General features: G+C 69.2%; 16 protein-coding genes and 1 pseudogene. 16 read left to right on the top strand and 1 reads right to left on the bottom strand.

What is annotated here, in order from left to right; translation table 11 throughout:
- The first annotated feature begins 31 nt into the window (after positions 1-31).
- The 11 genes from nuoE (at position 32) to recQ (ending at position 15252) form a co-directional block, all read left to right on the top strand.
- On the top strand, positions 32-853 hold the full coding sequence (gene nuoE, locus J7E89_RS17350) for an NADH-quinone oxidoreductase subunit NuoE (RefSeq protein ID WP_251060656.1): 822 nt from the start codon (positions 32-34) through the stop codon (positions 851-853).
- Positions 850-2211 (top strand): NADH-quinone oxidoreductase subunit NuoF, encoded by a 1362-nt coding sequence (nuoF, locus tag J7E89_RS17345; protein WP_214974472.1) that lies wholly within the window; start codon positions 850-852, stop codon positions 2209-2211. Before nuoE ends, nuoF begins: the two co-directional genes overlap by 4 nt.
- Positions 2208-4721: an NADH-quinone oxidoreductase subunit G gene (locus tag J7E89_RS17340; protein WP_214974470.1), complete on the top strand. Its 2514-nt coding sequence runs from the start codon at positions 2208-2210 to the stop codon at positions 4719-4721. Before nuoF ends, J7E89_RS17340 begins: the two co-directional genes overlap by 4 nt.
- Before the next feature lie 5 nt (positions 4722-4726).
- Positions 4727-6079, top strand: a complete 1353-nt coding sequence (nuoH, locus tag J7E89_RS17335) for an NADH-quinone oxidoreductase subunit NuoH (RefSeq protein ID WP_214974505.1) — start codon at positions 4727-4729, stop codon at positions 6077-6079.
- Positions 6072-6722, top strand: a complete 651-nt coding sequence (gene nuoI / locus J7E89_RS17330; RefSeq protein ID WP_214974469.1) for an NADH-quinone oxidoreductase subunit NuoI — start codon at positions 6072-6074, stop codon at positions 6720-6722. Before nuoH ends, nuoI begins: the two co-directional genes overlap by 8 nt.
- A complete protein-coding gene (locus J7E89_RS17325; protein WP_214974468.1) occupies positions 6719-7552 on the top strand; it encodes an NADH-quinone oxidoreductase subunit J in 834 nt (277 codons plus the stop codon). The genes nuoI and J7E89_RS17325 overlap by 4 nt, the downstream gene beginning before the upstream one ends.
- Positions 7549-7848 carry an NADH-quinone oxidoreductase subunit NuoK gene (nuoK, locus tag J7E89_RS17320; protein ID WP_018101339.1) on the top strand — a complete coding sequence of 100 codons (300 nt, stop codon included), beginning with the start codon at positions 7549-7551 and terminating at the stop codon, positions 7846-7848. The genes J7E89_RS17325 and nuoK overlap by 4 nt, the downstream gene beginning before the upstream one ends.
- Before the next feature lie 16 nt (positions 7849-7864).
- Positions 7865-9805 carry an NADH-quinone oxidoreductase subunit L gene (nuoL, locus tag J7E89_RS17315; RefSeq protein WP_214974467.1) on the top strand — a complete coding sequence of 647 codons (1941 nt, stop codon included), beginning with the start codon at positions 7865-7867 and terminating at the stop codon, positions 9803-9805.
- Positions 9806-9810: 5 nt separating this feature from the next.
- Positions 9811-11388, top strand: a complete 1578-nt coding sequence (locus tag J7E89_RS17310; RefSeq protein ID WP_214974466.1) for an NADH-quinone oxidoreductase subunit M — start codon at positions 9811-9813, stop codon at positions 11386-11388.
- Positions 11385-13040 carry an NADH-quinone oxidoreductase subunit NuoN gene (gene nuoN / locus J7E89_RS17305; RefSeq protein ID WP_214974465.1) on the top strand — a complete coding sequence of 552 codons (1656 nt, stop codon included), beginning with the start codon at positions 11385-11387 and terminating at the stop codon, positions 13038-13040. The genes J7E89_RS17310 and nuoN overlap by 4 nt, the downstream gene beginning before the upstream one ends.
- A gap of 127 nt (positions 13041-13167) precedes the next feature.
- Positions 13168-15252: a DNA helicase RecQ gene (gene recQ / locus J7E89_RS17300; protein WP_214974463.1), complete on the top strand. Its 2085-nt coding sequence runs from the start codon at positions 13168-13170 to the stop codon at positions 15250-15252.
- 254 nt (positions 15253-15506) lie between these two features.
- On the opposite strand, the gene fahA is transcribed toward recQ, so the two are convergent.
- Entirely contained in the window at positions 15507-16733 is a 1227-nt protein-coding gene (gene fahA, locus J7E89_RS17295; RefSeq protein WP_214974461.1) for a fumarylacetoacetase, read from the bottom strand.
- 208 nt (positions 16734-16941) lie between these two features.
- Between fahA and J7E89_RS17290 the strand changes: the two are divergent.
- From J7E89_RS17290 to J7E89_RS17270, 5 genes and pseudogenes are all read left to right on the top strand, one after another.
- Positions 16942-18109, top strand: a pseudogene (locus J7E89_RS17290) (ATP-grasp domain-containing protein).
- A gap of 34 nt (positions 18110-18143) precedes the next feature.
- On the top strand, positions 18144-19352 hold the full coding sequence (locus J7E89_RS17285; RefSeq protein ID WP_214974460.1) for an FAD-dependent oxidoreductase: 1209 nt from the start codon (positions 18144-18146) through the stop codon (positions 19350-19352).
- A gap of 228 nt (positions 19353-19580) precedes the next feature.
- On the top strand, positions 19581-20591 hold the full coding sequence (locus J7E89_RS17280) for a polyprenyl synthetase family protein (protein ID WP_214974459.1): 1011 nt from the start codon (positions 19581-19583) through the stop codon (positions 20589-20591).
- 127 nt (positions 20592-20718) lie between these two features.
- Entirely contained in the window at positions 20719-21675 is a 957-nt protein-coding gene (locus J7E89_RS17275; protein ID WP_214974458.1) for a CHRD domain-containing protein, read from the top strand.
- A gap of 286 nt (positions 21676-21961) precedes the next feature.
- The gene (locus J7E89_RS17270) at positions 21962-23215 is read left to right on the top strand and encodes a DUF2092 domain-containing protein (RefSeq protein WP_214974456.1); all 1254 of its coding nucleotides are present in this window, start codon (positions 21962-21964) and stop codon (positions 23213-23215) included.
- The last annotated feature ends 1 nt before the right edge of the window (position 23216 follow it).

Here is a 23216-nt window from a genome sequence, read left to right as displayed (position 1 = left end):
CACACCAGCAAATCAAGAGGTGAGTTTGGGGATGCCGCAGCTCCCCGCCCCCGACTATCCGGCCGACGTACGCGCCCGGCTCGACGCGGACGCCAAGGAAGTGGTCGCCCGCTACCCCGACAGCCGGTCCGCGCTGCTGCCGCTGCTGCATCTCGTGCAGTCGCAGGAGGGCCATGTCACCCGCACCGGCGTCCGGTTCTGCGCCGAAACGCTCGGCCTGACCACCGCTGAGGTCACCGCGGTTTCGACGTTCTACTCGATGTACCGGCGGAAGCCGAGCGGTGATTACCAAGTAGGGGTCTGCACCAACACCTTGTGCGCGGTGATGGGCGGCGACGCCATCTTCGACGAGCTCAAGCAGCACCTCGGCGTCGGCAACAACGAGACGACCGAGGACGGCAAGGTCACCCTCGAACACATCGAGTGCAACGCCGCCTGCGACTTCGCGCCCGTGGTGATGGTCAACTGGGAGTTCTTCGACGACCAGACGCCCGAATCCGCCAAGCGCCTCGTCGACGACCTGCGAGTCGGACGGCCCGTCCAGCCCACCCGCGGCGCGCCCCTGTGCACGTACAAGGAGACCGCCCGCATTCTGGCCGGCTTCCCCGACGAGCGCTCCGGCGCCGTCGAGGCGACCGGTGGCGCCGGACCCGCCTCGCTCATCGGCCTCAAGCTCGCCAAGGGTGAGGCCACGCAGCACCGCGTGGTCCACCCGCGCGGGGAGGACAAGCACGACCGGCCCCCGCACGATCCTTCGCCGTCCGAGCACCTCAGCTCGCACGACGCTCCGCAGCAGACCTCGGCGTCCGACCCCGCTCACCCGGCCGGACCGGAAACCGAGGAGGGGGAGTGATGACCTTGGCAGCCGAGATCAACGAGACCAGCCCTGAAAAGCTGCTCTCACCCGTCCTGTCGGCGTTCTGGGACGAGCCCGATTCCTGGGCCCTGGACACCTACCGGCGGCACGAGGGGTACGAAGGCCTGCGCAAGGCACTCGCCATGTCGCCGGACGACCTCATCGCGTACGTCAAGGACTCCGGTCTGCGCGGTCGCGGCGGCGCGGGCTTCCCCACCGGCATGAAGTGGCAGTTCATCCCGCAGGGCGATGGCAAGCCGCACTATCTAGTTGTCAACGCCGACGAATCGGAGCCTGGGACCTGCAAGGACATCCCGCTCCTCTTCGCGAACCCGCATTCCCTCATCGAGGGCATCGTGATCGCCTGTTACGCGATCCGGTCGAATCACGCCTTCATCTACCTGCGCGGCGAAGTCGTCCCCGTACTGCGCAGGCTGCACGAGGCCGTACGTGAGGCATACGCGGCGGGCTACCTCGGCGAGAACATCCTCGGCAGCGGTCTCGACCTCGAACTCACCGTGCACGCGGGTGCGGGCGCGTACATCTGCGGTGAAGAGACCGCGCTGCTCGACTCGCTCGAAGGCCGGCGCGGCCAGCCCCGGCTCCGTCCCCCCTTCCCTGCCGTCGCGGGTCTTTACGCGTGTCCGACTGTTGTTAATAACGTCGAGTCCATCGCGTCCGTTCCCGCGATCCTCAACAAGGGCAAAGACTGGTTCCGTTCGATGGGCAGCGAGAAGTCCCCGGGCTTCACGCTCTACTCGCTGAGCGGCCACGTCACCAACCCCGGCCAGTACGAGGCCCCGCTCGGCATCACGCTGCGCCAGCTGCTCGACATGAGCGGCGGCATCCGCGCCGGACACCGGCTGAAGTTCTGGACGCCGGGCGGGTCCTCGACCCCGATGTTCACCGACGAGCACCTCGACGTCCCGCTGGACTACGAGGGTGTCGGCGCCGCCGGTTCGATGCTCGGCACCAAGGCACTTCAGTGCTTCGACGAGACGACATGTGTCGTGCGGGCCGTGACCCGCTGGACCGAGTTCTATGCCCACGAGTCCTGCGGCAAGTGCACGCCCTGCCGCGAAGGGACGTACTGGCTGGTGCAGCTGCTGCGCGACATCGAGGCCGGCAAGGGCCGGATGAGTGACCTCGACAAGCTGAACGACATCGCCGACAACATCAACGGCAAGTCGTTCTGCGCCCTCGGCGACGGCGCCGCGTCCCCGATCTTCTCCTCGCTCAAGTACTTCCGTGCGGAGTACGAGCAGCACATCACCGGCAAGGGCTGCCCCTTCGACCCGGCCAAGTCGACCGTATGGGCCGACAAGCCCGTCCACCCCACGGAGGTGAACGCATGACCGTCACGACAAGTGCTCCCTCCGGAGGCGGCGAGGCGGCGGTCCCGCCGCCCGAGGACCTGGTCTCGCTCACGATCGACGGCATCGAGATCTCCGTCCCCAAGGGGACGCTGGTCATCCGGGCCGCCGAGCTGCTCGGCATCGAGATCCCGCGCTTCTGCGACCACCCCCTCCTCGACCCCGCCGGCGCCTGCCGGCAATGCATCGTCGAGGTCGAGGGCCAGCGCAAGCCCATGGCGTCGTGCACGATCACCTGCACCGACGGCATGGTCGTCAAGTCCCAGATCACCTCGCCGGTCGCCGAGAAGGCCCAGCGCGGTGTCATGGAACTGCTGCTGATCAACCACCCGCTGGACTGCCCGGTCTGCGACAAGGGCGGCGAGTGCCCGCTCCAGAACCAGGCCATGTCGCACGGCGACGCGGAGTCCCGCTTCGACGGCAAGAAGCGGACCTTCGAGAAGCCGGTTCCCCTCTCCCCCCAGGTGCTGCTCGACCGCGAGCGGTGCGTGCTGTGCGCGCGCTGCACCCGCTTCTCCAACCAGGTCGCGGGCGACCCGATGATCGAGCTCCTGGAGCGCGGTGCGCTCCAGCAGGTCGGTACGGGCGAAGGTGACCCCTTCGAGTCGTACTTCTCCGGGAACACCATCCAGATCTGCCCGGTGGGCGCGCTGACTTCGGCGGCGTACCGCTTCCGGGCCCGCCCCTTCGACCTCGTGTCGTCGCCGTCCGTCTGTGAGCACTGCGCGGGTGGTTGCGCGACCCGCACCGACCACCGGCGCGGCAAGGTCATGCGGCGCATGGCGGCCGAGGATCCCGAGGTCAATGAGGAGTGGATCTGCGACAAGGGCCGCTTCGGTTTCCGTTACGCGCAGCGTCCCGACCGGCTCACCACTCCGCTCGTACGCAATGAGGCGGGCGTACTGGAGCCGGCGAGCTGGCCCGAGGCGCTGGAAGTGGCGGCCAAGGGGCTTTCGGCGGCGCGCGGGCGGGCAGGTGTCCTGACCGGCGGCCGGCTCACCGTCGAAGACGCGTACGCGTACGCCAAGTTCGCCCGTATCGCCCTGGACACGAACGACATCGACTTCCGCGCGCGCGTGCACAGCAGCGAGGAGGCCGACTTCCTGGCCTCCCGGGTCGCGGGTCGCGGACGTGATCTCGACGGTACGGGCGTGACGTACACGGCGCTGGAGAAGGCGCCCGCCGTACTGCTCGTCGGCATCGAGTCCGAGGAGGAGGCGCCCGGCGTCTTCCTGCGGCTGCGCAAAGCCCACCGCAAGCACGGCCAGCGCACGTTCGCCGTCGCGACGCACGCCACCCGGGGCCTGACGAAGGCGGGCGGCACGCTGCTTCCCGCCGCGCCCGGCACCGAACCCGAGTGGCTCGACGCCATCGCGGGCCGCACGGAGCTCGGCGCCGACGGGAACGCCGCCACCGAAGCGCTGCGCGCGGACGGCGCCGTCATCGTCGTCGGCGAGCGACTGGCCGCCGTGCCGGGCGCGTACACCGCGGCCGTACGGGCCGCCACCGCGACCGGTGCGTCCCTGGTGTGGATCCCGCGCCGGGCCGGTGAGCGCGGCGCCGTCGAGGCGGGCGCGCTGCCTTCGCTGCTGCCCGGCGGCCGCCCGGCCACCGACCCGCGCGCGCGGGACGAGGTGGCGGCGGTCTGGGGCGTGGCCGAACTGCCGCTCCGGTACGGGCGCGACACCGGGCAGATCATCGAGGCCGCGGCCACCGGTGAACTCGCCGCGCTGCTCGTCGGCGGCGTCGAGGTCGCGGACCTTCCCGACCCGGTACGGGCGCGTGAAGCCCTCGACCAGGCCGGTTTCATCGTCTCCCTGGAGCTTCGTCCCAGCGAGGTGACGGACCGGGCAGACGTCGTCCTTCCGGTCGCCGCGGTCGCCGAGAAGCCCGGCACCTTCCTGAACTGGGAGGGCAGGGCCCGGATGTTCGAGGCCGCGCTCAAGCCCGACCAGATGACGCGCTCGCTCGCCCCTGACGACGCACGCGTCCTGCACATGCTGGCCGACGCACTGGACGTGCGTTTGGCGCTGCCTGATGTACGGGCCGTACGCCGCGAGATGGACCGGCTCGGCGCCTGGGGCGGGGCCCACGCCACCGACCCCACCGAGTCCGCCCAGCCGCTGCCGCGCCCCGGCGCCGGCGAGGCGGTGCTCGCGGGGCACCGGCTGCTGCTCGACCAGGGCCGGCTCCAGGACGGCGACGAGGCGCTCGCCGGCACCCGGCACGCGGCCGTCGCCCGGCTTTCCGCGGCCACCGCGGACGGCACGGGTGTGAAGGACGGCGACCTGCTCGCCGTCACCGGCCCGGCCGGGACGGTCGAACTTCCGCTCCAGGTCACACCGATGCCGGACCGTGTGGTGTGGCTGCCGCTGAACTCGACGGGCGGCGGCGTCGCCACCGACACCGGCGCGGTCCCCGGACAGGTCGTCCGCATCGGCCCGGCGGCGGCCCCCGCCTCCGCCACCGACGCACCGGAGGTGCTCGCGTGAACCCGATGTACCTCGCTGCCGAGGACCTGTCCATGTTCGGGCACGACCCGTGGTGGCTCGTCGCCATCAAGGCCGTCTTCTGCTTCGCCTTCCTGATGATCACCGTGCTCTTCTCCATCGTGTGGGAGCGCAAGGTCGTCGCCTGGATGCAGCTGCGCATCGGCCCCAACCGGCACGGTCCCTGGGGCCTCCTCCAGTCCCTCGCGGACGGCGTCAAGCTGATGCTCAAGGAGGACGTGATCGTCAAACGGGCGGACAAGGTCGTCTACATCCTTGCTCCGGTCGTCGCGGCGATCCCGGCCTTCATGGCGATCGCGGTGATCCCGTTCGGCCCGGCCGGCAACGAAGTGTCGATCTTCGGGCAGCGCACCTCGATGCAGCTGACCGACCTGCCGATCGCGATGCTCTACATCCTCGCGGTCGCCTCGGTCGGCATCTACGGCATCGTGCTCGCGGGCTGGTCGTCCGGATCGACGTATCCGCTGCTCGGCGGTCTGCGCGCCTGCGCGCAGATGATCTCGTACGAAATCGCGATGGGCGCGGCCTTCGCCTCGGTGTTCCTCTACTCGGGGTCGATGTCGACCTCGGCGATCGTCGAGGCGCAGGAGGACCGCTGGTTCATCATCCTGCTGCCGGTGTCCTTCATCATCTACGTCGTCACGATGGTGGGCGAGACGAACCGCGCCCCCTTCGACATGCCGGAGTCCGAGGGCGACCTCGTGGGCGGCTTCAACACTGAGTACTCGTCGATCAAGTTCGCGCTGTTCATGCTGGCCGAGTACGTCAACATGGTCACCGTCTCGGCGGTCTCGGTCACCCTCTTCCTGGGCGGCTGGCGGGCTCCGTACCCCATCTCGGCCTTCTGGGAGGGCGCGAACCACGGCTGGTGGCCGATGCTCTGGTTCGTCGTCAAGGTCCAGCTGCTGCTGTTCTTCTTCATCTGGCTGCGCGGCACGCTGCCACGCGTGCGCTACGACCAGCTGATGAAGCTGGGCTGGAAGGTCCTGATCCCGGTCTCGGTGGTCTGGCTGATGCTGGTCGCCACGGTGCGCGCGATGCGCAACGAGAACATGGAATTCCAGAACATCGTGCTGTACGTCGCCGGGGCGATCGTCGCGATCCTGCTCCTGTCCTTCGTCGCCGACATCTTCCGCGACAAGAAGGAGAAGGAGAAGGCGGCGAAGGACGGCGAGGAACCGCCCGCGTTCGACCCGATGGCGGGCGGATTCCCGGTGCCTCCGCTGCCCGGGCAGGAGTTGCCACCCGTGCCCCGCAGGCGGCCGCGCCACGAGCGCGAGCTGATTGTCAGTGGTGGGCCGGACACTATGAGTGACGGGAAGGAGGCCGACGATGCCTGACACCTCAAAGCCGGGGGAAGCCCCCCGGACGCCCTGGCAGAATCCGGTGGCCGGCTTCGGCGTGACCTTCAAGGCCATGTTCAAGAAGCGGCTGACCGAGCAGTACCCGGAGCAGCAGAAGACGACGGCGCCGCGTTTCCACGGCCGGCACCAGCTCAACCGCCATCCGGACGGCCTGGAGAAGTGCATCGGGTGCGAGCTGTGCGCCTGGGCCTGTCCGGCCGACGCGATCTACGTGGAGGGCGCCGAGAACACCGAGGAGGAGCGTTACTCCCCGGGTGAGCGTTACGGCCGCGTCTACCAGATCAATTACGCCCGCTGCATTCTGTGCGGCCTGTGCATCGAGGCGTGCCCCACCCGCGCGCTGACGATGACGAACGAGTTCGAACTGGCCGACAGCAGCCGCGAGTCGCTCATCTACACCAAGGAGCAGCTGCTCGCCGGGCTGGAGGAAGGCATGGTCGAGTCGCCGCACTCGATCTTCCCCGGCATGGACGAGCAGGACTACTACCGGGGTCTGGTGACCGAGGCCGCGCCGGGCACGGAGCGGCAGGTGGCGCTGAGCAGGGGAGAGCGGCCGCAGGAGGCCGCGTCGACCTTCGGCGAGGACGAGCCGACGTCGGAGAAGGTGATCGGGGGATGAACGCTCTTGCCGCCTCGGCCGCTTCGACCGGCGAGGCCGTGCAGTTCTGGGTGCTCGGTACGGTCGCCGTCATCGGCGCCCTGTGCACCGTCTTGATGAAGAAGGCCGTGCACAGCGCGCTGTGCCTGGCCGGGACCATGATCGTGCTGGCGGTCTTCTACCTCGCCAACGGGGCGTACTTCCTCGGCGTCGTCCAGATCATCGTCTACACCGGCGCGATCGTGATGCTGTTCCTCTTCGTGGTCATGCTGGTCGGTGTCACGGCCGCCGACTCCCTGAAGGAGACGCTCAAGGGCCAGCGCTGGCTGGCCGCGGGCTGCGGCCTCGGCTTCGGCATCCTCTTGACCGCGGGCATCGGCAGCGCCTCGCTGAGCACCTTCAACGGACTCGGCAGGGCCAACGCCGCGAGCGGCGGCAACGTCGAGGGGCTGGCCGAGCTCATCTTCACCAAGTACGTCTTCGCCTTCGAGCTCACCGGCGCCCTGCTCATCACGGCGACCGTCGGCGCGATGGTCCTCACGCACCGCGAGCGCACCGAGCGCGCGAAGACGCAGCGCGAGATGTCCGAGGAGCGCGTACGCGGCAAGCACCTGCCGCCGCTGCCCGCACCGGGTGTGTACGCCCGGCACAACGCGGTGGACATCGCGGGTCTGCTGCCGGACGGCACGCCGTCCGAGCTCACGGTTAACAAGACGCTGCGCGGGCGCGGTCAGATCCGTGACGTGTCCAGCCAGGCCATTGCCGACCTGAAGGCGCTGGAGCAGCGCTCCGAGGAACGGCTCGGCCGTGAGCCCGGCCGTGACGAGAACGAATCGGAGGCCGCGAAGTGAACCCGGTCAATTACCTGTATCTCGCGGCGCTGTTGTTCACCATCGGCGCCGCGGGTGTGCTGATCCGGCGGAACGCGATCGTCGTCTTCATGTGCGTCGAGCTGATGCTCAACGCCTGCAACCTCGCGTTCGTCACCTTCTCCCGGATGCACGGCAATCTCGACGGCCAGATCATCGCGTTCTTCACGATGGTCGTCGCCGCCGCGGAGGTCGTGGTGGGTCTGGCGATCATCGTGTCGCTGTTCCGGTCCCGCCACTCGGCCTCGGTCGACGACGCCAGCCTGATGAAGCTGTAAGGGGTCGGAAGAAATCGTGGAGAACTTGATTGCGCTGCTCGTCGCAGCGCCTTTGCTCGGAGCGGCGGTCCTGCTGTGCGGCGGGCGGCGGCTCGACCGCGTCGGCCACTGGATCGGCACGGTGCTCGCCGGGGCCTCGTTCGTGCTCGGCGTGGTGCTGTTCGGCGCGATGCTGGGGTACGACGTCGAGGCGCGGACCATGCGTCAGCACCTGTACAGCTGGATTCCCGTCGAGGGCTTCCAGGGCGATGTGGCCTTCCAGCTCGACCAGTTGTCGATGACGTTCGTGCTGCTGATCACCGGTGTGGGCACGCTGATCCACATCTATTCGATCGGCTACATGGAGCACGACGAGCGCCGGCGCCGCTTCTTCGGCTACCTGAACCTCTTCCTCGCGGCGATGCTCCTGCTGGTCGTCGCCGACAACTACCTGCTGCTGTACTTCGGGTGGGAGGGCGTCGGCCTGGCGTCGTACCTGCTCATCGGCTTCTGGCAGCACAAGCCCAGCGCGGCGACGGCGGCCAAGAAGGCCTTCATCGTCAACCGTGTCGGTGACATCGGTCTGTCCATCGCGATCATGCTGATGTTCACCACCTTCGGGACCTTCGCCTTCGGGCCGGTGCTGGGGGCTACCGGGGACACGAGCGAGGGCAAGATGACGGCCATCGGCCTGATGCTGCTGCTGGCAGCGTGCGGCAAGTCGGCGCAGGTGCCGCTCCAGTCGTGGCTCGGTGACGCGATGGAGGGCCCGACCCCGGTCTCGGCCCTCATCCACGCCGCCACCATGGTGACCGCCGGCGTCTACCTGATCACCCGCTCCGGCGCGATCTTCAACGCCGCCCCGGACGCGCAGTTGGCGGTCGTGGTGGTCGGTGCGGTCACGCTCCTCTTCGGTGCGATCGTCGGTTGCGCGAAGGACGACATCAAGAAGGCGCTGGCCGGTTCGACGATGTCGCAGATCGGCTACATGATCCTGGCGGCGGGCCTCGGCCCGATCGGTTACGCCTTCGCGATCATGCACCTGGTGACGCACGGCTTCTTCAAGGCGGGCCTCTTCCTCGGCGCCGGATCGGTCATGCACGGCATGAACGACGAGGTCGACATGAGGAAGTACGGCGGCCTGCGGAAGTACATGCCGGTGACGTTCGTGACGTTCGGGCTCGGCTACCTCGCGATCATCGGCTTCCCGGGACTGTCCGGCTTCTTCTCCAAGGACAAGATCATCGAGGCGGCCTTCGCCTCGGGCGGCACGCAGGGCTGGATCCTCGGGTCCGTGACCCTGCTGGGCGCGGGCATCACGGCGTACTACATGACGCGCGTGATGATCCTGACGTTCTTCGGCGAGAAGCGCTGGCAGCCCGCCCCCGACCCGGACACGGCGCCCAGCGTCGAGCCCGGCATCGAGGTGCACCCCGGTGAGATGCCGCATCCGCACGAGTCGCCGAAGTCGATGACGATCCCGATGATCGTGCTCGCCTTCGGGTCGGTCTTCGCGGGAGGGTTCTTCAGCATCGGTGACCGGTTCGTGAACTGGCTGGAGCCGGTGACGCAGTTCGAGCACCCGCACCCGCCGATCAGCGTCCCGGTGATCACGGGCCTGACGGTCGCCGTCCTGCTGGCCGGCGTCGCGATCGCGTACGTCCAGTACGGCCGCAAGCCCGTCCCGGTCGTCGCCCCGCGCGGCTCGTTCGTGACCCGCGCCGCCCGGCGGGATCTGCTCCAGGACGACTTCAACCACGTGGTCCTGGTCCGCGGCGGCGAGCACCTCACCCGCTCGCTCGTGTACGTCGACCACACCCTGGTCGACGGGGTGGTCAACGGAACGGCGGCCACAGTCGGCGGGCTCTCCGGCCGGCTGCGGAAACTGCAGAACGGCTACGCCCGCTCGTACGCGGTCTCGATGTTCGGCGGTACGGCGGTCCTCATCGCCGTGACCCTGCTGATGAGGGCGGTCTGATTACGATGTCCTTTCCCCTTCTGACGGTTACGGCGGCGCTCCCGGCGGTCGGTGCGGTCCTGACCGCCGCCGTACCCGCCGCGCGCCGCACCGCCGCCAAGTGGCTGGCGCTGTCCTTCTCGCTGGCCACGCTGGTGCTGGCGGCCCTCGTGGTCGTCCGCTTCGAGCCCGGCGGCGACCGCTACCAGCTCAACGAATCGCACGCCTGGATCCCGGACTTCGGGGTCAGGTACGAGCTGGGCGTGGACGGCATCGCGGTCGCGCTGATCGCGCTGACGGCGCTGCTGATTCCCTTCATCATCCTGGCGGGCTGGCACGACGCCGATCCCCTGGAGACCAAGTCGTCCCGCTGGCGGCCGACTCAGGGCTTCTTCGCCCTGATCCTGATGGTCGAAGCGATGGTGATCCTCTCCTTCGAGGCCACCGACGTCTTCCTCTTCTACATCTTCTTCGAAGCCATGCTCATCCCGATGTACTTCCTCATCGGCGGCTTCGGGGACCGGGCGCATGCGGGCACCGACGGCGCGGCGGCCACCCAGCGCTCGTACGCCGCCGTCAAGTTCCTCCTCTACAACCTGGCCGGCGGGCTCATCATGCTGGCCGCCGTCGTCGGGCTGTACGTGGTCGCCGGGAGCTTCTCGCTCGCGGAGATCGCCGAGGCGCGCGCGAGCGGCGAGCTGGAGATGGCGACCAACACGGAGCGGCTGCTCTTCCTCGGCTTCTTCTTCGCGTTCGCCATCAAGGCGCCGCTGTGGCCGCTGCACACCTGGCTGCCCAATGCCATGGGTGAGGCGACCGCCCCGGTCGCCGTGCTGATCACCGCGGTCGTCGACAAGGTCGGCACCTTCGCGATGCTGCGCTTCTGTCTCCAGCTCTTCCCGGAGGCCAGCAAGTGGGCAACGCCAGTCATCATCGTGCTGGCGCTGGTCAGCATCATCTACGGCGCGCTGCTCGCGGTCGGCCAGCGCGACATCAAGCGGCTGATCGCGTACGCCTCGATCTCGCACTTCGGCTTCATCGTGCTCGGCATCTTCGCGATGACGAGTCAGGGGCAGTCGGGCGCGACGCTCTACATGGTCAACCACGGGATCTCGACCGCCGCTCTGATGCTGGTGGCCGGCTTCCTGATCTCGCGGCGCGGGTCGCGGCTCATCGCCGACTACGGCGGAGTGCAGAAGGTCGCGCCGGTGCTCGCCGGGACGTTCCTGGTCGGCAGCCTCGCGACGCTCTCGCTGCCGGGGCTGGCGCCGTTCGTGAGTGAATTCCTGGTGCTGGTCGGCGCGTTCGCGGCGTATCCGGCGGCCGGGGTCATCGCGACCGTGGGTATCGTCCTTGCCGCGCTCTACACGCTCGTCCTCTACCAGCGGACGATGACGGGCCCGGTCAAGGCCGAGGTGCGGACCATGCCCGACCTCAAGGCCCGCGAGCTCGTGGTCGTCACCCCGCTGATCGCCCTGCTGCTGCTCCTCGGCGTCTTTCCCAAGCCGCTTACGGACATCGTCAACCCGGCCGTGAAGCACACCATGTCCGACGTCCGGAAGACGGACCCCAAGCCCGAGATTGAGGCGGAGGCGGCCAAGTGAGCACATCAGCTGTCCACAGCCTGTGGACGACGGTCGCGGCGCCGAGCGCCGAGGGCGGTTTCACGGCCCCGCACATCGAGTACGCCCAGCTGTCGCCGACGCTCATCGTCCTCGGCGCGGCGGTTCTGGGCGTACTCGTCGAGGCGTTCGTGCCGCGCAAGGCCCGGTACTACACACAGCTGTTCCTGTCGGTCGTCGCCATCACCGCCGCCTTCGCGGCGATCGTGGCGCTCGCGGCCGGCGGGTACGGCACGACAAAGGCGCAGATCGCGGCGGAGGGCGCCATCGCGGTCGACGGCCCGGCGCTGTTCCTGCAGGGCACGATCCTGCTGGCCTCGCTGATCGCCGTGTTCACCTTCGCCGAGCGCAGGCTCGACCCGGACGCGCACGGCAATCGGGTCGACTCGTTCGCCGCGCAGGCCGCGTCCGTACCGGGCAGCGACAGTGAGAAGGCCGCGGTCAAGGCCGGGTTCACCACCACCGAGGTCTTTCCGCTCGCGCTCTTCGCGATCGGCGGGATGCTCGTCTTCCCGGCGGCCAACGACCTGCTGACGCTGTTCGTGGCGCTGGAAGTCTTCTCGCTCCCGCTGTACCTGCTGTGCGCCGTCGCCCGCCGCAAGCGGCTGATGTCGCAGGAGGCCGCGGTGAAGTACTTCCTCCTCGGCGCCTTCTCGTCGGCGTTCCTGCTCTTCGGCATCGCGTTGATGTACGGGTACGCGGGCTCGGTCTCGTACGCCAGGATCGCGAGCGTCGTCGACGGCACGGTCAAGCAGATCGACCCGGCGCTCGCCGACACCATGGGCAGCGACGCGCTGCTGCTGATCGGTGGCGCGATGATCCTGATGGGCCTGCTCTTCAAGGTCGGCGCGGTTCCGTTCCACATGTGGACCCCGGACGTCTACCAGGGAGCTCCGACGCCGGTCACCGGTTTCATGGCCGCCGCGACCAAGGTGGCCGCCTTCGGCGCCATGCTGCGGCTGCTGTACGTCGTACTGCCGGGCCTGCGGTGGGACTGGCGTCCCGTGATGTGGGCCGTCGCGATCGTCACGATGCTGGGCGGCGCGATCGTCGCGATCACCCAGACCGACATCAAGCGGCTGCTGGCGTACTCGTCGATCGCGCACGCCGGATTCATCCTGGCCGGTGTGATCGCGACGACGCCCGACGGCATCTCGTCCGTCCTCTTCTACCTCCTGGCGTACTCCTTCGTGACGATCGGCGCCTTCGCGGTGGTCACGCTGGTGCGCGACGCCGGGGGCGAGGCGACGCATCTGTCGAAGTGGGCGGGGCTGGGGCGGCGCTCGCCGCTGGTGGCCGCGGTCTTCGCGGTGTTCCTGCTGGCCTTCGCCGGGATTCCGCTGACGTCGGGCTTCGCGGGGAAGTTCGCGGTGTTCAAGGCGGCGGCCGAGGGTGGCGCCGGGGCGCTGGTCGTGGTCGGTGTGATCTCGTCGGCGATCGCCGCGTTCTTCTACATCCGGGTGATCGTCCTGATGTTCTTCAGCGAGCCGAAGCCGGAGGGGCCGACGGTCGCCGTGCCGTCGCCGCTGACGATGGTGGCGATCGGGGTGGGCGTCGCGGTGACGCTGGTGCTGGGCGTCGCGCCGCAGTACTTCCTGGATCTGGCCGGCCAGGCGGGAGTCTTCGTTCGCTGACCGTACGGGCATGATCGCCGCCCGGTGTCCCTCCTCGTAGGGGTGCCGGGCGGCAGCTTTTGGGCGGTGGTGTCAGAGGGTGCCCCTATCGTGGACAGCCGGCACGGTACGTACGGGGGACAGAGCGATGGACGGGACAGGTGGCATGGTCGAGGCGGTCGAGGCCGGTGCGGTGACGCGGAGCGACGCGCTGGAGACGCTGCACCGCGTCTTCGGGTACGACGCGTTCCGCGGTGAGCAGGCCGCGGTCATCGAGCATGTGGTGGCTGGCGGGGACGCGGTCGTACTCATGCCGACCGGCGGCGGAAAGTCGCTGTGCTACCAGATCCCGGCGCTGGTCAGACCGGGTACGGGCATTGTGATCTCCCCTCTCATCGCGCTCATGCAGGACCAGGTCGACGCGCTGCGGGCGCTCGGTGTGCGGGCCGGGTTCATCAACTCCACCCAGGACTTCGGCGAGCGGCGCGCGATGGAGGCGGAGTTCCTGGCCGGGGAGCTGGACCTGCTGTACCTGGCGCCGGAGCGGCTGCGGCTGGACTCGACGCTGGACCTGCTGGGCCGGGGCAAGATCTCCGTGTTCGCGATCGATGAGGCGCACTGTGTCGCGCAGTGGGGCCACGACTTCCGGCCGGACTACCTCAGCCTGTCGGTGCTGGGGCAGCGGTGGCCGGAGGTGCCGCGGATCGCGCTGACGGCGACCGCCACGCACGCCACGCATCAGGAGATCACCCAGCGGCTCGGGATGCCTGATGCGCGGCATTTCGTCGCGAGCTTCGACCGCCCGAATATCCAGTACCGGATCGTGGGGAAGGCCGACCCCAAGAAGCAGCTGCTCTCGTTCCTGCGGGAGGAGCACGCGGGGGACGCGGGCATCGTCTACTGCCTCTCGCGCAACTCTGTGGACAAGACGGCGGAGTTTCTCTGCCGCAATGGGATCGAGGCCGTGCCGTACCACGCGGGGCTCGACGGGGGGACGCGTGCGGCGCACCAGTCGCGGTTCCTGCGGGAGGAGGGGCTGGTCGTCGTGGCGACCATCGCCTTCGGCATGGGCATCGACAAGCCGGACGTGCGTTTCGTGGCGCATCTGGACCTGCCCAAGTCGGTGGAGGGCTACTACCAGGAGACGGGGCGCGCCGGGCGTGACGGGATGCCGTCGACGGCATGGATGGCGTACGGGCTCCAGGACGTGGTGCAGCAGCGCAAGATGATCCAGGGCGGGGAAGGCGGCGAGGCGTTCCGGCGGCGTGCGGCGTCCCATCTCGACGCGATGCTCGCGCTCTGCGAGACCGCGCAGTGCCGGCGGGCGCAGTTGCTGGCGTACTTCGGGCAGGAGCCCGGGGCGTCCGCCTGCGGCAACTGCGATACGTGTCTGACCCCGCCCGAGACGTGGGACGGGACGGTGCCGGCGCAGAAGCTCCTGTCGACGGTGGTGCGGTTGCAGCGGGAGCGCAGGCAGAAGTTCGGGGCGGGTCAGATCATCGACATCCTGCTGGGCCGCAAGACCGCCAAGGTGATCCAGTTCGATCATGACCAGCTGTCGGTCTTCGGTATCGGCGAGGAGCTGTCGGAGACGGAATGGCGGGGCGTGGTGCGGCAGCTGCTGGCGCAGGGGCTGCTGGCGGTCGAGGGTGAGTTCGGCACGCTGGTGATGACGGAGGAGAGTGCCTCCGTGCTGAGCCGGGAGCGGGAAGTGCGGCTGCGCAAGGAGGCGAAGCCTGTGCCGGGGGCTCGGGCCGCCGCCAAGGGTGAGCGCAAGGTGAAGGCGGCTGCCGCGAAGGCGGACCTGCCGGCGGAGGCGGTGCCGGTCTTCGAGGCGCTGCGCGCCTGGCGGGCGGAGCAGGCGCGGGAGCAGGGCGTACCGGCGTACGTCATCTTCCACGACGCGACGCTGAGGGAGATCGCTACGGTGCGGCCGGGGTCGGTGGCGGAGCTGGGCGGCATCGCCGGGCTCGGCGAGAAGAAGCTGGCTACGTATGGGGAGGGTGTGCTGGGGGTGCTGGGCTCGCTGGGCGTCGCGGGAGTGCCGGTTGCGGTGGCTCCGGCGGGTCCGGCGGCCCCTGCACCGGCGGTGGCCCCGGCTGGGACCCCGGGTCCGGCGCGCACGGCTCGGTCGGTTGCCCCGGTTGCCCCGGTTGCCCCGGCTGGGCCGGTTGCTGACGCGGGGGCGGAATGGGACTGGGACGCGGAGCCGGACTGGGACGAGCCGGAGTAGGCCGGCTTGGGCCGCTGCGCGGGGCTTGTTCCCCACCCCGCCCCTTCCCGCTGTGACACTTTGCGGCTCCGCCGCGTGGGCGGGCAAGCCCCCAGCCCCTCCGGCGTTTGAGGAGCGGGGTCTGGGGCGGAGCCCCAGTTCGGGAAGGGGCGGGTCGGGGAACAGCCCCGCGCAGCGGCACCATGGTCCCGGGCAGGGGCACGCAGGGCTTGGGCAAGGTCCCGCGCCTGCGCCCTCGGCAGCGGCACCCCTGCCTAGACCGCCGGCGCGATTCGGCCTGTTACCTCGCCGAGGCCGACCTTCGTGCCGTGTGGGCCCGGGGCCCAGGCCGTCATCGTTACCTCGTCGCCGTCCTCCAGGAACGTGCGCTTGCCGGTGGGGAGTTCCAGCGGGTCACGGCCGTTCCAGGTCAGTTCGAGGAGGGAGCCTCGCTGGTTCACTTCGGGGCCGCTGACCGTGCCGGAGCCGAAGAGGTCGCCCGTGCGGAGCGACGCGCCGTTCGCCGTCATCTGGGCGAGCTGCTGCGCCGCCGTCCAGTACATGGTGGAGAAGGGGGGAGTGGAGACCACCTCTCCATTGATCTTCACCTCGATGCGGATGTCGTAGCCGCCGGGCTCCTCCTCGTCGGAGTCGTCGAGGTAGGGGAGAAGGGAGAAGTCCCGGGCCGGGGGCGATACGTGGGCCGCGTCCAGGGCCTCCAGAGGAGTTACCCACGCCGACACCGACGTGGCGAAGGACTTGCCCAGGAAGGGGCCGAGCGGCACGTACTCCCAGGCCTGGATGTCCCGCGCCGACCAGTCGTTGAGGAGGAACAGGCCGAAGACGTGGTCCCGGAAGTCCGCGAGCGGGACCGGATTGCCGTGGGCGGAAGGGGTGCCGACCACGAAGCCGACCTCCGCTTCGATGTCCAGCTTGATGGAAGGGCCGAAGATCGGCGCCGGGTCCGCCGGCGCCTTGCGCTGGCCGCTGGGGCGCACCACATCCGTACCGGACACCACAACCGTGCCGGCCCGGCCGTGGTAACCGATCGGCAGGTGCTTCCAGTTGGGGGTCAGCGCATCGCCGTCCGGGCGGAAGATCTTGCCTACGTTCGTGGCGTGGTGCTCGCTCGCGTAGAAGTCGACATAGTCCGCCACGTCGTAGGGGAGGTGGAGAGTCACCGCCGTGACCGGGTGCAGCAGGGGCTCGATTTCGGCGCGGTGCGCGGGGCTTGTCACCCACGCGGTGAGCGCCCGGCGTACATCACGCCACGCGGTACGCCCCGCCGCGAGCAGCGGATTGAGCGTCGGCTGGTCGAGCAGCGCGGCGTACGGAGAGCCCAGCGTGAGAGCGGCCGCCCCCGCGTCCAGCACATGGCCGCCGATACGGACACCGACCCGGCGGCGCTCGGGCTCCTCGGTGGTCGAGAAGACGCCGTAAGGGAGGTTGTGCGGGCCGAAGGGGTCGCCTTCGGCAAGGTCGAGCGGGCTCTGCTCGGGCATCGGTGCTGCCTCGCTTTCCAGGTCGTGAGAAGAACACGTTACGTGGGTGTCGCCTGTGGCGGCAGTGCCTAAAGAGTTCGTAATGTCCGAAAAGACCTTGCTGGAGTGGGGAATTCCGGCTTAGCGTCCTTTGGGGACACGGCAGCAGGGCAGGTAGGGCGGGCAGGGGCGGGGCCGTGTCGTAGGGGGACAGGTGGCGAGCCGCAGTGTGCCGTTCAAACATGCGCCATTCACGCCTGACCGGGACGTTCCCGGACTCATCGTGAAGATCGGGAACTACCCGCTGCACCACGGCGGAGTGGGGGCGATCCGCAGCCTGGGAAGACTCGGCATCCCTATGTACGCCGTCACCGAGGACCGGTGGACCCCGGCCGCGCGTTCCCGCTATCTGGAGCGCGCCTTCGTCTGGCCCACCACGGGGACGGAGGAGCCGGAGCGGCTCGTGGAGGGGTTGCTGCGGATCGGGCGCCGGATCGGGCGGCCGGCCGTCCTCGTCCCCACCGACGAAGAGGCGGCGGTACTGATCGCCGAGCATCAGGACGCCCTCGCGGGGCCTTTCCTGTTCCCGCGCGTCGACGCCGGACTGCCGCGCCGCCTCGCCAGCAAGCAGGGGCTGCACGAGGAACCGGGAGGCGTTCGTACGTAGGAAGCAGCCGGCTGTCAGCGGGACTACCCGCATAGAGGGGCCCGAGCGGCTGCTGGTGCTCGCGCGCGGCTGGGGCGAGCATCCCGGCGTAATCCTCCAGGAATACCTGCCGCGCGAGGACGCCGAGGACTGGATCGTCCATGCCTACTTCGACGCGGACAGTTCGGCGCTGGCGATGTTCACCGGGGTGAAGGTGCGGTCGTGGCCGCCGCACGCGGGCATGACGGCGAACGCGTATGTGGTGGGCAACCCCGAATTGGCGGAGCTGGCCGGTCAGTTCATCAAGCGGATCGGATTCAGTGGGGTCGTCGACCTCGATCTTCGCTTCGACCGGCGCGACGGGCGGTACAAGCTGCTCGACTTCAATCCCAGGATGGGCGCGCAGTTCCGGCTCTTCGAGAACGAGGCCGGGGTCGACGTCGTAAGGGCGCAGCATCTTCATCTGACCGGCCGGAAGGTTCCGGAGGGGGAGCAGCGGGCCGGTCACCGCTATGTCGTCGAGAACATCGACCTGGCTGCTTTGCTCGCCTACCGCCGCAGCGGTTACACGACGCCGCACGCGCCGGTGCGGGCGGGCAGCACGGTGCTCGCGTGGGTCGCGGCTGACGACATGGTGCCGGTCGCCATGATGATGGCGCGGTTCGTACGGCCGGGTGCCAAGCACCTGTACCAGATGTGGCGCGGCGGCCGGGCGACCCGTCGGGGTGGCGGAAGCGGTTCCGCGAAGTGATGCGCTGTGTGTTGCCCTGGGGAGGGGATTTCAGATGATCCGTCCGGTCGCAGTCATCGGAGCCGGGCCGTACGGCCTGTCCACCGCCGCCCATCTGCGGGCGCGCGGCATTCCGGTTCGTGTCTTCGGCTCGCCGATGGTGAGCTGGCGGGAGCACATGCGCGCCGGGATGCTGCTCAAGTCGACGCCGGTGGCGTCCAACATCGACGCCCCGCAGCCGGGCCATGATCTGATCGACTTCTGCGCGGATACGGGGGAGCGGCGGTACGAGTCCGACTGGGACCTCGTGCCGGTCGAGATCTTCGCGCGGTACGGGCAGTGGTTCGCGGACAAGCTGCTTCCGGACCTTGAGCGGGTACGGGTGGTTTCCGTCGACCGCGCGGGGGCCGGGCGTGACGGGTTCGAGTTGAAGCTCGACTCGGGGGAGCAGTTCACGGCGCGGGCGGTGGTCGTGGCGACGGGGCTGTCGGGGCTCGCCCGCCTGCCGCGCGAGCTGGCGGCGGCGACGTCGGACGGGCTTTCGGCGACCGGGCCCTTTTCGCATGCCGCGCAGCACCGCGACGTGTCGCGGTTCGCCGGGCAGGACGTGATCGTCATTGGTGCGGGGCAGTCGGCGCTGGAGAACGCCGTACTGATGGCGGAGGCTGGGGCGGCATCGGTACGTGTGGTGGCGCGCAGCCGGGGCGCCGTGGCCTTTGGGGACGCGCCTGACCGGCAGTCGCGGCTGCGTCCGGAGTCGCCGTTCGGGCGGGCGTGGTCTTTGTACGGGCTGACGTATCACGCGACGCATGTACGCCGTCTTCCCGCGCCCGCCCGCCACTATCTGGTGCGGCGGGTGCTCGGGCCGCTCGGCGCGTGGTGGCTGCGGGACCGCTTCACAGCGGGGCGGATTCAGGTCACCGACGGCCGGCGCGTGGTGCGGGCCCGGGTGGAGGACGGGCGGCCGGTCCTGACGCTGAGCGGTGGGCAGGGCGCAGGGCGGGAGCTGTCCGCCGACCATGTGATGGCGGCCACCGGTTACCGGATGGACGTGGCCGCGTTGGGCTTCCTGGGGCATGAACTGAGGACGGCGCTGTCGGTTTCGCGGGGGGCGCCGCGGCTGGATGCGGGGTACGGGTCTTCTGTGCCGGGGCTCTACTTCACGGGGCTGGCGGCTGCGGCGTCGTTCGGGCCGGTGATGCGGTTCGTGTGCGGTACGGAGTATGCGTCGCCGCGGGTGGCGCGGGCGGTGGAGGTTCGCTGAGGGCGCTGGTTCCTTCGCTGACGGGAGGGCTTGATTTGCCGCGCCTGGACAAAGGGATCACTCCCCCTCGTATCGGGTGAGAAAGAACATACCGGCGCCCATCGGACTGTGATCGGGGCGACGGGAAGGCGCTCACTGCGATCGAAAGGCGACCGGATACGCTGACTTGAGTGAAGACAGCGACACATCGACAATCCGTGTGATCGTCAGCAGACAGGAGTGACCCTCGTGACCGTCGTCGGGCCGTTCGGACTGAGCGTGCGGGACCAGGCTCTTGAGACCGATGTCCAGACCGGATTGGCAGCCGTCGAGGAAGGACTCCTCGACGCTACCAAGAGCGAGGTTCCCTTCATCACGGAGGCCGCGCAGCATCTGGTCCGGGCCGGGGGCAAGCGGTTCCGGCCGCTGCTGGTCATGCTGGCCGCGCAGTTCGGTGACCCTTACGCGCCGGGCATCGTGCCCTCGGCCGTGGTCGTCGAGCTGACGCATCTGGCGACGCTGTACCACGACGACGTGATGGACGAGGCGGACGTACGCCGCGGAGTCGCCAGCGCCAACGCCCGCTGGGGCAACTCGGTCGCGGTCCTCACCGGCGACTTCCTCTTCGCGCGCGCTTCGCACATCCTGGCCGACCTCGGGCCCGAAGCCGTACGGATCCAGGCGGAGGCGTTCGAACGCCTCGTCACCGGCCAGATCCTGGAGACGGCCGGACCGCGCGAGGGCCAGGAGCCCGTCGGGCACTACCTGGACGTCATCGCGGGCAAGACCGGCTCGCTGATCGCCGTCTCGGGGCGCTTCGGCGCGATGATGTCGGGCGCCGACGAGCGCGTCGTCGACATCCTCACCCAGTACGGCGAGCGCCTCGGCACCGCCTTCCAGCTGGCCGACGACGTACTCGACATCGCGAGCGACAGCCACGAGTCCGGCAAGACGCCGGGCACGGACCTGCGCGAAGGCATTCCCACGCTGCCGGTGCTGCTGCTGCGCGCGCAGGCCGCCGAGCACGGGCGCCCCGAAGACGTCGAGCTGTGCGAGCTGCTGGACGGCGACCTCACCGACGACGCCCGGCTCGCCGAGGTGCTGCGCCGGCTGCGCGCGCACCCGGCGCTGGAGCAGGCGCGACGCGACACCATCCGGTACGCCGAGGAGGCGCGAGCCTCGCTCGCGCCGCTGCCCGAGTGCTACGCGAAGTCGGCTCTGGAGGAGCTGTGCGACGCGGTGGTGCACCGCGCGGGTTAGAACGGTAACCGAGGTGGCGTGACGCAGTTCACACCGTCGCGCTGAGTTCAGGCCCGGATTCGCTCCGTATTCATGCCCAGAAGCCGACGCAGGGGGCGGCGGCACTGGAACGGGGAGATATCCGGCCATGGGCGGTATCGCGAAGCTTCGTACACCTAAGAGCGTCATCATCGGCACCACCGCGGTCCTGGCAGCGGCGGGCGTCACGCTCGCTGTGATTCCGGCCGTCGCCGCCGACAGCCACAGCGGCGCCGGCGACGCGTCGTACTTCGTGGCCAGCCTGAACGGCGCCAACGAGGTGCCGGTCCAGGGCGGGCCCACCGCCGGCGACAAGGACGGCTCCGCGCTGGAGTTCGTCAAGGTCGAGGGCAGCACGGTGTCGTTCGCCGTGAAGTGGCGCGGTACCGACAAGCCGACCGCGCTCCACATCCACCAGGCCGGCAAGGGCGTCAATGGCGGCGTGAAGATCGACTTTACGAAGCAGCTCGGGAAGAAGAAGGGCAAGGCGCGGACTGCGACCGGCTCGGTCAATGTCGCGGACGCGGACGCGGCGGTGCTGAAGGCCTTCACGTCCGACCCCACGAGCTTCTACGCCAATCTGCACACCGCCGAGTTCCCGGGCGGTGCGGTGCGCGGCCAGTTCCACAAGGTCACCAACGCCTTCCACTTCGACCGCGCGCTGAACAACTTCCAGGCGCCGGTCGCCAAGGGCAAGCAGATCTACGAGTGCGAGAAGGGGACGGACGGCAGGAGTTCGTTCCAGCAGCGTGACGTACGGGCCGTACTCGCCGGCGGTATCGCGCATTCCTTCGTACGGCCGAACTCCGGTACGCCGCAGTGGATCGCCCCGGACCGCAGCGCGGTCACCGGCTCGCTCATCAGCAAGAGTGCGAACGGTGCCGGCAACATTCCGGAACTCGACCTCCAGGCCGCGCAGTCCGGCAAGAAGCACGGACTCTTCGCGCACACGACCGAGATCCTGCGGCTCAACACGGTGGGTGGCGTGGCGCCGGCCGGCGACTGCGAGGCGGGCTCCCTGGCGGCCGTTCCGTACCAGGCGGACTACGTATTCATCCAGCGGTAGTTCGACGGTGGTTCGGCGGTAGTTCGACGGTAGCTCCGCAGTATCTCGGCGGAAGCGGCAACTGGATGCAAGGGGCAATCGACGTCTCCCCTCTCTCGCGGGGGAGGCGCTGACGCCGTGTGTCATCCCCTAGCAGTACACGGAGTTGATCCCGGGGTCTGACGCTTCCTGGCCGCCGTTTTGGTCAGATTGGGACAACCACTCCCGACCAATTCGGGTGAGAATGGCGGCGCGGGGTGGACGAGTGCAATGGACGACGGCCGCCAACCACGGAGGTAGAGCACACATGGCACCGAACGACAGCGCACAGACCACCGAGGGCAGGGACCACTTTGCCGCGGGCCGCCGGAAGGCCGCCCGCTACATCGTTCCCGTCGCGGTGGCGGGGGTGGCGGCGGCGACCATCGGGCTCGTCCCGGCGCTCGCCGATTCCGGCGACCCCGAACTGCCGAAGATCACCGCTCAGCAGCTGATCGAGAAGATCGCGGCGTCGGACACACAGCAGCTCTCCGGAACCGTGAAGATCAACACCGACCTGGGTATTCCCTCGCTCGGCGGCCTCGCCGGAAGCCTGGCGCCCAAGGGCGAGGCCGACGGGGAGGGTTCGTCGGCCGATCCGCAGGCCAAGCTGATGGAACTCGCCTCCGGTACGCACACCCTGCGCGTGGCGGCCGACGGCCCCGACAAGCAGCGGGTGTCGATCCTGGACGACACCGCGGAGTACAGCCTGATTCACAACGCGGGCGAGGTCTGGGCGTACGACAGTGCCTCGAACGAGGCGTTCCACACGAAGGCGCCCGCGGACTCCCGGGACTCGGGGAAGCACGAGAAGGCCCCTGAGGGGGTTCCGACGACCCCTAAGGGTCTGGCCGAGGAGGCGCTGAAGGCCGCGGACGACACCACATCGGTGACGGTCGACGGTACGGCGCAGGTCGCGGGCCGGGACGCGTACCAGCTGCTCATCAAGCCCAAGCAGTCCGGTTCGACCATCGGTTCCATCCGGGTCGCGGTCGACGCGGAGAACGGCGTACCGCTCAAGTTCACGCTCACGCCGAGCAGCGGCGGCAAGGCCGCGATCGACGCGGGCTTCACGAAGGTCGACTTCGCGAAGCCGTCCGCGGACACCTTCAAGTTCAGCCCGCCCAAGGGCGCGAAGGTGACCGAGGGCGACGACGAGCTGAAGTCCCAGGAGCAGGAATTCAACAAGGACTTCAAGAAGGACTTCAAGGGCGACGAAGACCTGAAGGACTTCGAGGGGCTCAACGTCATCGGCAAGGGCTGGACCTCGGTCGCCGAGATCTCGTCCCCCGGCGGCGAAGCAGGCGACGGCGCCGGCTCGAAGGCGCCCGAGAAGGGCGACGTACCGCCGGAGGCGCAGCAGTTCCTGGACGCGCTGGGTGACAAGGTGTCCGGCAAGTTCGGCTCGGGCACGGTCTTCAAGACCCGTCTCGTCAACGCTCTGATGACGGACGACGGCAAGGTGTACGTCGGCGCTGTCACCCCGGACGCGCTGGTCCAGGCCGCCAACGCGGCCAAGTAGG

It is taken from the genome of Streptomyces sp. ISL-100, from assembly GCF_018614615.1.
Lineage (GTDB): Bacteria > Actinomycetota > Actinomycetes > Streptomycetales > Streptomycetaceae > Streptomyces.
The sequence above is the reverse complement of the archived record's forward strand: the minus strand, read 5'-3'. Positions and strand labels throughout refer to the sequence as shown.

Bases quoted from the DNA above. Each gene is read 5' to 3' on its own strand.
- nuoH (WP_214974505.1), top strand. From the start codon at position 4,727: ATGTACCTCGCTGCCGAGGACCTGTCCATGTTCGGGCACGACCCGTGG.
- nuoE (WP_251060656.1), top strand. From the start codon at position 32: ATGCCGCAGCTCCCCGCCCCCGACTATCCGGCCGACGTACGCGCCCGG.
- J7E89_RS17275 (WP_214974458.1), top strand. From the start codon at position 20,719: ATGGGCGGTATCGCGAAGCTTCGTACACCTAAGAGCGTCATCATCGGC.
- J7E89_RS17310 (WP_214974466.1), top strand. From the start codon at position 9,811: ATGTCCTTTCCCCTTCTGACGGTTACGGCGGCGCTCCCGGCGGTCGGT.
- J7E89_RS17325 (WP_214974468.1), top strand. From the start codon at position 6,719: ATGAACGCTCTTGCCGCCTCGGCCGCTTCGACCGGCGAGGCCGTGCAG.
- J7E89_RS17285 (WP_214974460.1), top strand. From the start codon at position 18,144: ATGATCCGTCCGGTCGCAGTCATCGGAGCCGGGCCGTACGGCCTGTCC.
- fahA (WP_214974461.1), bottom strand. From the start codon at position 16,733: ATGCCCGAGCAGAGCCCGCTCGACCTTGCCGAAGGCGACCCCTTCGGC.
- J7E89_RS17270 (WP_214974456.1), top strand. From the start codon at position 21,962: ATGGCACCGAACGACAGCGCACAGACCACCGAGGGCAGGGACCACTTT.
- nuoI (WP_214974469.1), top strand. From the start codon at position 6,072: ATGCCTGACACCTCAAAGCCGGGGGAAGCCCCCCGGACGCCCTGGCAG.
- recQ (WP_214974463.1), top strand. From the start codon at position 13,168: ATGGACGGGACAGGTGGCATGGTCGAGGCGGTCGAGGCCGGTGCGGTG.
- J7E89_RS17340 (WP_214974470.1), top strand. From the start codon at position 2,208: ATGACCGTCACGACAAGTGCTCCCTCCGGAGGCGGCGAGGCGGCGGTC.